Source organism: Flavobacterium hercynium (assembly GCF_002217285.1).
In the GTDB taxonomy this organism is placed as follows: Bacteria; Bacteroidota; Bacteroidia; order Flavobacteriales; family Flavobacteriaceae; genus Flavobacterium; species Flavobacterium hercynium.
Genome location: NZ_MUGW01000029.1, coordinates 19,279 through 32,447 on the forward strand (window position 1 = coordinate 19,279; position 13,169 = coordinate 32,447).

The following is a 13,169-nucleotide window of genomic DNA, read 5'->3' on the forward strand; positions in this document are numbered from 1 at the left end:
TATCGCCTACATATCGTATAAGATTTCTAAAGATCTGGACAGCAGAAAAGATACTTGTACTGAAATTTAATGACAACTTATAAAATGAAAAAATATATAACCAAAATTGTGATGATTGCGCTTTTGATCACCACTATTATATCCTGTAAAGTTTCGAAGGATATTGAAACTCCAAAAGATGCATTTCCTGAAAATTTCAGGAGTGCATCGGTTTCAACGGATACAACAAGTATCGCTGATTTGGAGTGGAAAAATTTCTTTACAGAAAAAGACATTGTTCAGCTAATTGACAGTGCGGTAACGAGAAACAACGATTTGCAAATTGCTACTAAGAACATTGAAATTGCACAATACCGTTTTACACAATCAAAATGGAACAATGTTCCTGAGGTTAACGCATTTGTAAACGCAAGTATCAATCGTCCGTCTGAAAACAGCTTTACAGGAATGAACCTGAACCAATTTTTAGGCAAACAATATGTTGAAGATTATTCTACTGGTATTTCACTTTCCTGGGAAGCGGATATCTGGGGAAAAATCAAAAACCAGAAAAAAGGTGCTTTTGCTACTTACCTGCAATCTGAGGAAGTAAAAAAAGCTTTACAGACTACCATTGTTGCCAATGTTTCTAAAGGATATTACAATCTTTTAATGCTGGATGCACAATTAGAAATTGCAAAACAAAATCTGAAATTAAACGATAGTACAACAAACATCATCAAATTAAAATATGATGCCGGACAAGTGACTACATTAGCGATTCAACAATCAGAAGCACAGAAATTAAACGCTGCGCAATTGATTCCGTTGTTAGAACAAAATATTGCGATTCAGGAAAATGCATTGAGCGTGTTGACAGGATCATTTCCTAATTCAAAAACAAGAACGTCACGTTTAAGTACTATTGAAGTAAAAAACAATACTGCAATCGGAATTCCATCTGCATTAGTAAGCAGAAGACCCGATGTAAAAAGCGCTGAATTGGCTCTCCAAGCTGCTAATGCTAATGTAGGTATTACAAAAGCAAACTTGTATCCTACCTTGAAAATTACAGCGCAAGGCGGATTAAATTCGTTCGAAACAAGCAGCTGGTTTAACGTTCCTGCTTCTTTATTTGGTACAGCATTGGGAGGTCTAACACAACCTTTGCTAAACAACAAACGAGTGAGAACGCAATACAATATTGCAAAAGCAGAAAGAGAAAAAGCAGTTTTAAATTTCAGACAAGCTGTTTTAGTAGCCGTTAGCGAAGTATCGGATGCTTTGGTTAAAGTAGAAAAACTGGAACAGCAAGAATCATTTTTGAAAGAACGTGTAAAAACATTACAACAAGCGATTAAAAATGCAAATCTGCTATTCAAAAACGGAATGGCAGAATATTTAGAAGTACTTTCGGCTCAGTCGAATTTATTGCAGAGTGAGTTAGAACTGGCAAACATAAAAAGAGAACAATTGGCTGCCCGCACTGATTTGTATCGTGCTTTGGGCGGTGGTTGGAAATAATACCCGTTTTTTTTAATTATTTATTTGAGATTACGCTGCAGAACTTCGGTTTTGCAGCGTTTTTTTTATTTCCAAAGTTCCTAAAGCCTGTGCTTCTCTTTGTAAGTAAAATCTATTTGACTAGAAATGAAAGAATTCCAGATTTTAAGAAAATAAAGCATTTTAAAGACGGTGATTTATACGAAAATAAGTACATTTGCCAAAAAAATTTTGAGAACTAAAAAATAACCACATTTCATTCATTCTCAATAATATATCACTAACAAAAACCATAACCTCTACAAAACAATGAAACACATATTAAGTATTTTGTTAATTTTTACTTTATCAATGAGTGGTTTTGCACAAAAAAAACCAGCAGCAAAAAAGAAAACACAACCTAAAACTGCCGTAACTAAAAAAGAAGTCGTAGTTGAAGAAGTTAAACCAGAAAAAATAAAACCAGATACACTGCAAGTACAAAAAGGAAAAAAGTATGTTTTCTTAGTTGATGTAACCGAATATTCCGGTCAAGCCGATGTGTATGTGGATAAAGCTGAAGATAACTCTGAAAAAGCAGAACTGCAACGCAACTTTCCGAAAGAAAATCTGGAAATCATCAATATCACTAAATACACTTATATTCTTTTCGAAAATAAACAAACTTTAGACATTACCGGTTACGGAAAATCGTTTCAGGCATTAGCGTACTGGGGCGGAAAAATGGACGATAAAGTTCAAATAAAAGAAGGTACAAAAATGGCAACCGAATTTGTTGGGGAGCAAATACGTTCTAAAAAAGAGTCATCTTATGTGGTTAATACGAAAAAGTACAAAAAAGAAGTAGCTTCATTACAAAACAAAAACAAAATCACTTCAAAATCCAGAGAAACGCTTAAAGCATTGCTTAATGGTTACACATTGCCTTTTTCGGACATCAGATCAGAAGAAATGGCGCTATACCAACAAGGAACAGCGAAACTAAAAACAATTGATTCCTACATTATAAAAAACAAAGGCGCAAGAACACCACTAAAAAGTGTTGCATTTGATACTGACGGACTTCCAACTTCTGTTTCTTTTTACGATCGCGAAGGAAAATCAAAAGGCAAAAAAGAATTTGTTTACAAAGACGGAATGCTTTCTAAAATTATGAAAGACGATCAGGAAGTGTCTTCTGTAAATTACGATGATAATAAAATCGTGATTACAGAAAACGTAGGAGATGCAAATCAAACAACTATTTTTTGGCTTGAAAATGGCAAATTGCTTCGTAAATCGTATACGCTTATGGCTGATGATAAATTTTCATACATGAATAACTTTGTAGAAGAAAAATTTGAAAACAACTGCGTCGTATATTACATTAACAATGTAGTTTGGACGAGAGATTGCAGCGGTGCAAGCAACGTTTATCCTTTTGTACACACGTATACTTCATTTCAAAACAAAGAAGTACTTCAATTCAGAAAATCTAAAATTGAAAAAAATAACGATAGAACATTTGAAAAATTCTACTCAACAGCAGAACGTGCAGAGCAAAATGATTTTTACAAACCTTGGGGAACTATTCATTTAGATGAAATGAATTTAGTAGAAATGCTTAAGTTTACAAAAGATAATAATGAGCAAACGATCAAAATAGATTATACTTGTTATGAATAATCGTGTTTGAAAAAACATTAAAAAAACGCTGTTAAACTCTGGTTTAGCAGCGTTTTTTCTTTAAGCTTGTTTTATTTCTTTACTTTTACTATACAATACAATCTTCCTTTAATACATGTTAGACAACAATAAAAAACATCTGAACGATTTAAAACTTAAATTTGAAAGCTACGCTCCTATTTCGCAAGAAACATGGAAGGAGATCGAATACAAAGTTGTATTGTTATCTGCAAAAAAGGGAGAAATACTTTTAGAAAACGGACAAATTGCTAAAGACATTTATTTTGTGTGCAAAGGTGTTTTACGAACTTTTATCACAGATCAGGAAGGAACTATTTACAATAAAAATCTTTTTCTGGAAGGTGACTTTGCAGGATCAAAAGTTTCATTGTTGCAGCAAACGCCTTCAGAATTTGCAATTGAAGCACTCGAAGATACTATTCTCTTTAGTATTAATTACAAAAAATACCGTGAACTAATTGCGCAATATTCTGATTTTAAAAATTTCTACATTGCCTACCTCGAAAAAAACTGGATTATTGAAAAAGAACAACGCGAAATTGCCTTAGTCATGAAAAATGCTACGCAAAGATATCTTGAGTTATTAGCGCAACATCCTGATATTTCAGACAGGATTCCGTTACACCATATTGCCTCGCACTTAGGAATTACACCTACGCAATTAAGCCGCATCCGAAAAAATCTGGAAAAAGAATAGAGAATCAACATATGTAAAGAGTTTTCAAAAATGTGAAAACTAACTTTGCGACAGATCTATAATATTTATCAAGATGACAAATTCAAAATTAATACAAGACAACATACATAACCTTACCACATTATGGAAAACTGTTGGTGCTGCCTTCCTATCCTACCATAATAATGGTACGTTTGAATATTCTAAAATCGAAAATGCAGGCTGGCCAAACAAACTTTGGTTTCATGAAGATATCAATGATAATGACGTAGACCAAGCGATAAAGATTATGCAATCCAATTCAGGTTTGGTACTTCCGTATTGGGATCTTTACAACAGTAATTCTTTTGAAATACTGGAAAAAAAAGGTCTGATTAAGAAAACGGAACAAATAGCAATGGCATTACCATTAGACCAAAAATTTACCTTGCAAAATACGCTTACCTATAAAAAAGTTACCAACGAAGAAGAAGCTAAAATCTGGTCAGATCTGTATCCTAACGCGTTTGGATATGTTATAAGCAAGGAAACCTTGGCACGAAATTTAGATAATGTTGATTTCTATCTGGTTTCCCTAAAAAAGAAACCAATCGGAACATTTATGCTTTTTAAAACAGAGAATAATATCGGTATTCACGGTGTTGGTGTAATACCAGAGATGAGAAGAAAAGGTTATGCCGAAGAAATCATGAAATTTGCACTCAATCACGCTATAGATCTTAATGTTGAGTATGCTTTACTTCAAGCCTCAGTAATGGGGAAAGATATTTATACCAGATTGGGATTTAAAGATCTGTTTGTAATCAAAAATTATGTTTTATAAGCCAATTAAAAAGTATAAAAAAAGCGAGACCGGTGTTATACCGGTCTCGCTTTTTTATCTGATTAGAAATGTATTGCTACACTTTTTTTCTTCCTGTTATTAATGAAATAACAAATAACACTAAAAATATAAAGAATAAAACTTTTGCAATGCTAGCTGCTCCAGCGGCAATTCCACCGAAACCAAATATCCCTGCAATGATCGCAAGAATAATAAAAATGACTGTATAACGTAACATAATATTTGATTTTTTAGTTAATAAAAATGACTTGTAAAGTCTGATTTGTTTTTCAAATTTCTCTCTAAAAAACAAGTAGCTTTAACTCTATCCGTTATTTTTTTAGCGCAATACGTTTGATTATACAATAATTTCAAAATTTTAGCAGAAGTATCAGAATTCCCATTTTCCTGTTACAGAATTCCCACAAAAATGCTTTAGAGTTAATTTTTTAACGGATTGGATTAATCCTCACCTCATCTAAATTCTACTTTTATCAAAAAATATTGAACGCCAGTAAGTTGAAAGAATCGCTTTAGACTGCAGCATCATTCTAATAAACAAAAAATCATCTGTATTCTCTATTTTTAAAATCGAAAAAAATACCATAAAGATCCTATAAACGAACTAAAAAATATTTCCTCATGAAAGCACTATCAAATAAACTAAAAATCGTTTTTTTATCAACTTTTCCACCAACACAATGCGGAATCGCAACCTACACGCAGGATACAATAAAAGGAATTACTGATGTTTTTGGTAAGTCTATAGAATGTGAAATTTGCGAATTAGTTAGCAAACCACAAGACAATCCAACTCAGGCTTTTACCTTAAACACAAAAAACAGATCTGAATACACTACAGTTGCAGAAGAAATCAACAATGACGAAAGTGTAAAACTGGTACATATTCAGCATGAATTTGGTTTGTTTGGGGGTAATTACGGCGATCACTTATTGGATTTTTTAAATGCTATTAAAAAACCCGTTACCTTTACCTTTCATAGCGTAATTCAAAATCCAAATAATGAATTGAAGACATTCGTAAAACTGTTGCTAAGTTATAGTAATTCAGTTTTTGTAATGACAAATCAATCAGAAGATATTTTAGTTCGAGATTATGACATTAGTAAAGAAATCATTACTTGTGTACCACACGGAACACACGTTGTAGTTTACGAACTTCCTCAAAAAGCCAAAGAAAAATTTGAAATAGAAGACAGATTAGTATTATCTACTTTCGGTTTATTAGGCGAAGGGAAAAATATAGAAACAGGTTTAAGAGCCTTGCCTAAAATTATTGAAAAAACTCCAAATGCACTTTACTTAATCATAGGCAAAACACATCCAAACTTAATCATTGATGGTGTAGATACCTACCGTGATAAATTAGAACAAATGGTCGATGAGTTAAACTTACGCGATCATGTTCGTTTTATAAATCAATATTTAGAAACCGAAGAACTTTTAGAATATTTAAAAGCTACTGACGTTTACATGTTTACTTCAAAAGATCCAAATCAGGCAGTTAGCGGCACTTTTTCTTATGCAATGAGTTGTGCTTGCCCAATAGTAGCATCAAAAATTCCACATACATTAGAGGTTTTAACAGAGGACTCAGGAATTTTAGTAGACATTGGTAATGAAGATCAATTTGCAGAAGCAGCGATTAAATTATTATCAGATGAAAATCTGAGAGAAGAAATGGGTAAAAGCTCGTTTAGAAAAACACGCGCTTCTTCTTGGGAAAATGTTGGAATCATTCATATCAACACCTATAAAAATTTATTCGAAAGTCCATCAGAAATTAAATTCACTTATCCTTCAATAGAATTAGCGCATATTAAAAGAATGACAACGGAACTGGGTATTATTCAGTTTAGTAAAATTTCTATTCCGGATATAGAATCAGGTTATACACTAGATGATAATGCACGTGCCTTAGTTGCTTTTTGTATGCACTATAAACTAACAGAAGACAAAGATGATTTACCATACATTCTAATTTATTTAGATTTCATAGAACGTTGCCAAAAACCAAAAGGTAACTTTATGAATTACGTTGATCAGCACAATAGAGAACATATTGAACAAAATGCCGAAGTAAATTTAGAAGATTCAAATGCGCGTGCGCTTTGGGCTTTAGGAGCTGTCGTTTCTAATGCTTCAATTCTTCCGGAATCTATTTCCAAAAAAGCATCAAAATGTTTGCTAAATGCATTGAAATGGGCAGAAACCATTCAGTCGCCACGATCTATTGGTTTTGCAACCAAAGGTTTGTACCTGTACCATTCGACAACTCCTAATTTATACGTTGCCGCAATTATCAATAAATTGAATGCCAAATTGCTTTCGAATTATGAAATTCATGCAACACAGGATTGGAAATGGTACGAAAACTATCTAACGTATGCCAACGGAATTATGCCGGAATCAATGTTATATGCTTATCTGGTAACCAATAAACCCATCTATAAAAAAGTGGCATTGGAATCAATGGAATTTTTATCATCTAAAATGTTCGCCAATGATAACTTCAAAGTAATTTCAAACGATGGATGGTACCACAAAGGTTCAGAACCTAAGGAATACGGAGAACAGCCAATTGATGTATCGTACACGATTCAGACATTAAGTTCATTTTACAATGCGTTTAAAATGCCAGAGCACAAACAGCAAATGAAAACTGCATTTAACTGGTTCTTAGGCAAGAATCATTTAAATCAAATTATGTACAATCCCGTTAGCGGAGGCGGATATGATGGTTTAGAAAAAACAAATGTAAACTTTAATCAGGGAGCAGAATCGACTGTTTGTTTTTTAACAGCACGTCTGATTATGGAAAATTTTAAATTATCAGAGAGCAAGGTTATTCCCTTAATGAATGAGAAAACCGGAATCGCTATTAACTTATAAAATACTTTAGCTATACCTATTACCACTTTAACCAATTACTATTTATTATCCTAAAATCCCTTTATACCAAAGGGATTTTTTGTTTTTATACAAACCGGACAATAACGTCTCTTTCATACTATTATTGTGTTGTTATGTAAATTATATAAACTTGAAAAATAGTTGTGTAAGAATTTTTGTTAACTATAGAAGTAACTTTCATTAAAAATAAGCGAGGAAAACTACAAATGTTAAAGCATTGATTTTCAAACTTAAACGAACCACTAAAACGCAGTATTTTGATACTTAACTTAAAAAATACATTTGAAGATATAGGAAACGCAACATTGTTTGCGAAGCAGTTTTTTAAGGAAGTTTTTGTACCTCCTTATGAAACAAAAGAGTTCCTGAAACAATGTTACTTCATTGGGTATAAATCATTACCGTTAGTAGCCATAACAGGTTTTATTATGGGATTAGTATTGACGCTTCAGTCAAGACCAACTTTAGTAAAATTTGGAGCTGAATCCTGGCTTCCGGGAATGGTGGCACTTTCGCTGATTCGTGAAATTGCGCCCGTGATAACAGCTCTAATCTGTGCCGGAAAAATATCTTCCGGAATTGGAGCAGAATTAGGCTCGATGAAAGTAACAGAACAAATTGATGCCATGGAAGTTTCAGCAATCAATCCGTATAACTATTTGGTTGTAACACGTATACTGGCTTGTACCTTGATGGTTCCTATTTTGGTTTTCTTTGCAGATGCTGTTGGAATTATTGGTGGATATATAGGAATCAATATTCATGGAGATGTTAATTTTTACAGGTATCTGACGCAAATTTTACAATCCTTAGAATTTTTAGATCTGTTTCCTGCAACCATAAAAACCTTCTTCTTTGGATTCTTTATCGGAATGATAGGATGTTACAAAGGTTTTAATGCCTCAAACGGAACAGAAAGTGTGGGAAAAGCGGCTAATTCCGCTGTTGTTACCGCTTCATTAACCATTTTTATAATCGACATGGTAGCTGTTCAAATAACCGATTTATTTTTTTAAGATGATTAAAGAAGAAGAAAATATAGAAAAGGAATCTAAAGCCAAAAGCAAATCTCCCATCATTGAGATCAAGGACTTGCACAAAACATTTGGTCAGGATAATCATGTTTTGAAAGGCGTAAATCTTACGGTTAACAAAGGCGAAGATTTAGTAATCCTAGGACGTTCCGGTTCAGGAAAATCAGTAACTATAAAATGTATTGTTGGCTTAATAGAACCGGACAAAGGAGAAATAAAAGTATTTGATCAAAATGTATTGCATTTACCTAAAAATGAGCTTAATGAAGTAAGAGTCAAAATTGGCTTTTTGTTTCAAAGTGGTGCTTTATACGATTCGATGTCCGTTAGAGAAAACCTGGTTTTTACGCTAAGAAAACACAAAAGAGAATTAAGCAGCGAAGAAGTTGAAACAGAAGTTTTAGAAGCACTGGATAATGTTGGTTTGAGTGATGCTATCGACAAAATGCCGTCTGAACTTTCCGGTGGTATGCGAAAAAGAATTGGCTTGGCACGTACCCTAATTCTAAAACCGGAAATTATTCTGTATGACGAACCAACCACAGGATTAGATACGATTACATCAAGAGAAATAAGTGAACTTATACTCGACATAAAACACAAACGAAAAACGACATCGATCATTATAACACACGATATGGCTTGCGCTAAGCTCACAGCAGATCGCATTATGGTTTTAAAAGAAGGTGTTATACAAGCAGAAGGAACATACGAAGAATTAGAAAAAAGCGAAGACGAATGGGTGCGCTCTTTTTTTGAATAAAATTAAAAAATATAGAAATCATGGAGAAGCAATCTGGAAAAACTTGGAAATTAGGAATGTTTGTATCAATAGGATTATTGCTTTTTATAATGGCAATTTATTTTATCGGAAAGCAAAAAAACCTGTTTGGATCCACCTTCAGAATTACATCAAACTTTAAAACCGTAAGCGGATTAGAGATAGGAAATAATGTTCGTTTTTCAGGAATTAACATCGGAACGATCGACGAAATCAGATTAGTAAACGATTCCTCAGTAGTTGTGGGAATGGTTATTAAAGATGATGTACGTGAATTCATTAAAACAGATGCCAGCGCAAGTATAGGATCTGATGGTTTAATGGGTGATAAAGTTTTAACCATTTCTCCGGGTGCAAATTCAAAAACTGTTGTGGAAAACAACGGGAAAATCGCTTCTGTAAATGGTATAGAAATGAATGACATCATGAAAAGCGTTAAGAAAAGCGTAGACAATGTTGGTGTTATTTCGAGTGAGCTGGCGATTTTTAGTCACAGTATGAATAACGGAAAAGGAGCTTTGGCACGATTAGTCAGCGATGATAAAATGGCAAACAGCGTTTCGAACACCTTAAATAATTTAGAATCCGGAACAAAAGGTTTTAGTCAAAATATGGAAGCTGCCAAAAGCAATTTCCTTTTGAGAGGCTACTACAAGAAAAAAGAAAAGGAAAAAGCTAAAAAACAGGAAGAAATAAAAGAGAAAAAAGAAGAGCAGCAGGAAAAAGCAGCTAAAGAAAAAGAAGAAAAACTGAAACAGGAAGAAAAACAAAAGGAAGAAAAAAAGAAAGAAGAAGAGGCTAAAAAAGCCGAAGCCGAAAAAGCGAAAAAATAATCAAAATTGATCTGAATGAATAGTTCCTTCAAAAATATAGCCTTAAAAACAGTTAAAGTAATCGGAATAACAATAGCATCTATCTTATTGTTGCTCTTTTTGATTCCCTTACTTTTTCCGGGTCAAGTAGCCTCTGAAGTCAAAAAAATTGCGAACCAGCGTCTGGATACTAAAATGGATTTTTCGAAATCGAAACTTTCCTTTTTTACCCATTTCCCTTCGTTAACAGTTTCATTAGATGATTTGTCGCTTACTGGCTCTGCACCTTTTAGTAACGATACGTTACTGAAAGCGGAGCAGGTTGCTTTTGGAATAAACTTAAAAAGACTGATTTTTGACAATGAAGTAAAAATTAATAAACTATACGTTTCCAAAGCATTCATTAATGTAATGGTCAACCAAAAAGGACAGGCCAATTACAACATATATATATCACCTGATGATAAAAAAGTAGCCGATACTACAGAAGAAGGAACCGCAATAAAACTAGAACGAATAGATTTTGAAGATTGTCACGTGAAATACAACGATCGTTCTGCCAAAGTTCTGGTAGATGCCAAAGGTTTTAATTATATTGGAAAAGGAAACTTAAGCGAAGACATTTTTGATTTAAGTACAGATGCGCAAATAGATGCCATCGATTTCTATTACGACAGAACAGCCTATCTGAGGAAAAAAGAAATACATGCCGATTTAATTACACGAATAAATACCAATGCACTTTCCTTCATTCTGCAAAAAAACGAATTGCAAATCAATAAACTGCCTCTAACGTTTACTGGTTTGTTTACTATTTTAAGAGACGGTTATAAAATTAATATAGAAGCAGCATCCAAAAATACCACTTTAAAAGACTTATTTTCAGTAATGCCTCCGGAATATTTAACCTGGATGAACGAAACCGAAATTTCCGGTAAAAGTGATTTGCTTTTTACCTTCAAAGGAGATTATAACGTTTCTAAAAATCAAAAACCGGATTTGGCTTTTAATCTAAAGATCAATGATGGCGCCATAAATTATCAAAATGCTCCCGCTCCGTTAACAGATTTTAAAATGGATCTGAATGCGATTATGCCTTCACTTGATATCGAAAAATTATTGATAAACTTAAGAAAATTAAATTTTAAAGTAGGTGAAAAAGACTTTTTCAATGCCCACCTGCGCAGCAAAGGATTTACCGAAATGGATGTTGATGCTGCTATAAAAGGGAATCTTGATCTCGCTACTATTGATGCTGCTTTGGGATTAACGAGCCTTGAACTTAAAGGACTTTTAAGAACAGACATAAAAGCAAAAGGAACTTTTAGTACATCTAAAAAATTGTTTCCTAAAACTATTGGCGGCATTTCATTGCGAAACGGCTGGCTAAAAACCGATTCCTATCCTAACCCTATTACCAATATTACCTTAGTTGCCAATGTTCTGAATAAAGCCGGAACTTTTGAGGATCTGATCATAGCCGTTGCGCCTGCTTCTTTTTCTTTTGAAGGAAATCCGGTGTATGTAAATGCAACACTTTCTGATTTTAGTGATCTGGCATACAATGCAAAAATTAAAGGAGAATTAAATGTTGGACGTATTTATCAGGTCTTCTCCCAAAAAGGAGTCGATGTTACCGGATATGCAAAAGCAGATTTGGCATTAAAAGGAAAACAAAGTTATGCCACAAAAGGACAATATGAAAAACTGGACAACAGAGGAACTATTTTACTTAAAAACATAAAAGCAACCTCTGAGCTTTTCCCTAAAGCGTTTTACATCAAAGAAGGAAACTTTCGTTTTCAGAACGAAAAAATGTGGTTCGAAAAATTCAACGCTTCCTACGGAAAATCAGATTTTGCCATTAATGGTTATTTGCTAAATACTATTAATTACTTTTTAGAATCGCATGGCACGCTAAGCGGTGATTTTAAAATGAAATCTAAACTTATTAATGTAGATGAATTCATGGCGCTTGAAAAAGGCGAAAATACAGATCGTAATACAGAAGTAGCTTATGCTAAAGAAGACCATCCAAAAATGAGCGGTGTGGTTATTATTCCAAAAAACTTAAATGTAGCGCTTAATACAGATGTTGACAAAGTAGAATACAACGGATTAGTACTAAATAAACTAACAGGAAAAATAGGTATCACAAAAGGGAACTTTTACTTAGAAAAATCGACCTTCAATATTATCGACTGTATTGTTGGTATCGACGCTAATTATAAAGACGAATCACCGACAATGGCAAACTTCGATGCGCATTTTACAGCAAAAGATTTTAGTGTACAAAGAGCGTATAAAGAAATTCCAATGTTTCATGAATTGGTAACAGCAGCAGAAAAAGCGCAGGGAATTATTAGTATTGACTACAAAGTAAAAGGCGATTTAAACGGTAATATGAGTCCAATTTATCCATCATTAGAAGGAGAAGGAATTATAAACTTGCGAGATGTAAAAGTAAAAGGCTTGAAACTTCTGGACGGAATAAGTTCTAAAACAGGACAAAACGGACTAAATAATCCCGATATGAAAGGGATTGAGATTAAATCAGTCATAGATAATAACTTAATTCACATAGAACCTTTTACCTTTACAGTAGCCGGCTTTAAACCTACCATAAAGGGAACAACCAGTTTCGATGGCTTATTAGATTTGCGTATGCGACTAGGACTTCCCCTATTTGGAATCATCGGTTTTCCCATTGTTATTACAGGAACACATGAAGATCCAAAAATTAAAATCTTTAGTAAAACAGGACAAGAAATCAAACCTGCACTTTACGATGAAAAAAACAATAAAGTCATTAGAAAAGAAAGAGTAAAGAAAGCAAAGTCTAATTCAAAAAAATAACAGTCAAAAGCACTATGAATTAAACAATCCAAATATATATCACGTTCGAATTGCAGAAGCGCATTAGTAATGCGAGCGTCCCGAT

At 33.4% G+C, this 13,169-nt stretch carries 10 protein-coding genes; 9 read left to right on the forward strand and 1 reads right to left on the reverse strand.

What is annotated here, in order from left to right; translation table 11 throughout:
* The first annotated feature begins 84 nt into the window (after positions 1-84).
* From B0A66_RS14255 to B0A66_RS14275, 4 genes are all read left to right on the forward strand, one after another.
* Positions 85-1,503 carry a TolC family protein gene (locus B0A66_RS14255; protein WP_089050634.1) on the forward strand — a complete coding sequence of 473 codons (1,419 nt, stop codon included), beginning with the start codon at positions 85-87 and terminating at the stop codon, positions 1,501-1,503.
* A gap of 288 nt (positions 1,504-1,791) precedes the next feature.
* Complete coding sequence (locus B0A66_RS14265) at positions 1,792-3,147, forward strand: hypothetical protein (RefSeq protein WP_123868244.1); 1,356 nt, start codon at positions 1,792-1,794, stop codon at positions 3,145-3,147.
* 115 nt (positions 3,148-3,262) lie between these two features.
* Complete coding sequence (locus B0A66_RS14270; protein WP_089050528.1) at positions 3,263-3,865, forward strand: Crp/Fnr family transcriptional regulator; 603 nt, start codon at positions 3,263-3,265, stop codon at positions 3,863-3,865.
* A 73-nt stretch (positions 3,866-3,938) separates the two neighbouring features.
* A complete protein-coding gene (locus B0A66_RS14275) occupies positions 3,939-4,667 on the forward strand; it encodes a GNAT family N-acetyltransferase (protein ID WP_089050529.1) in 729 nt (242 codons plus the stop codon).
* A 76-nt stretch (positions 4,668-4,743) separates the two neighbouring features.
* Here B0A66_RS14275 and B0A66_RS14280 read toward each other — a convergent pair whose 3' ends face one another.
* Positions 4,744-4,905 carry a DUF1328 family protein gene (locus tag B0A66_RS14280; protein ID WP_089050530.1) on the reverse strand — a complete coding sequence of 54 codons (162 nt, stop codon included), beginning with the start codon at positions 4,903-4,905 and terminating at the stop codon, positions 4,744-4,746.
* Between the two features lie 404 nt (positions 4,906-5,309).
* On the opposite strand from B0A66_RS14280, the gene B0A66_RS14285 reads away from it, so the two are divergent.
* The 5 genes from B0A66_RS14285 to B0A66_RS14305 all read left to right on the forward strand — a co-directional run bounded on the left by B0A66_RS14285 (position 5,310) and on the right by B0A66_RS14305 (position 13,084).
* The gene (locus B0A66_RS14285) at positions 5,310-7,580 is read left to right on the forward strand and encodes a glycosyltransferase (protein ID WP_089050531.1); all 2,271 of its coding nucleotides are present in this window, start codon (positions 5,310-5,312) and stop codon (positions 7,578-7,580) included.
* Between the two features lie 278 nt (positions 7,581-7,858).
* Positions 7,859-8,617, forward strand: a complete 759-nt coding sequence (locus B0A66_RS14290; RefSeq protein WP_089050532.1) for an MlaE family ABC transporter permease — start codon at positions 7,859-7,861, stop codon at positions 8,615-8,617.
* 1 nt (position 8,618) lies between these two features.
* Positions 8,619-9,398, forward strand: coding sequence for an ABC transporter ATP-binding protein (locus B0A66_RS14295; RefSeq protein ID WP_089050533.1), 780 nt, complete (start codon positions 8,619-8,621; stop codon positions 9,396-9,398).
* A 20-nt stretch (positions 9,399-9,418) separates the two neighbouring features.
* Positions 9,419-10,249 carry an MlaD family protein gene (locus B0A66_RS14300; protein ID WP_089050534.1) on the forward strand — a complete coding sequence of 277 codons (831 nt, stop codon included), beginning with the start codon at positions 9,419-9,421 and terminating at the stop codon, positions 10,247-10,249.
* Between the two features lie 15 nt (positions 10,250-10,264).
* Positions 10,265-13,084, forward strand: coding sequence for an AsmA family protein (locus tag B0A66_RS14305; protein ID WP_089050535.1), 2,820 nt, complete (start codon positions 10,265-10,267; stop codon positions 13,082-13,084).
* Positions 13,085-13,169 lie beyond the last annotated feature (85 nt).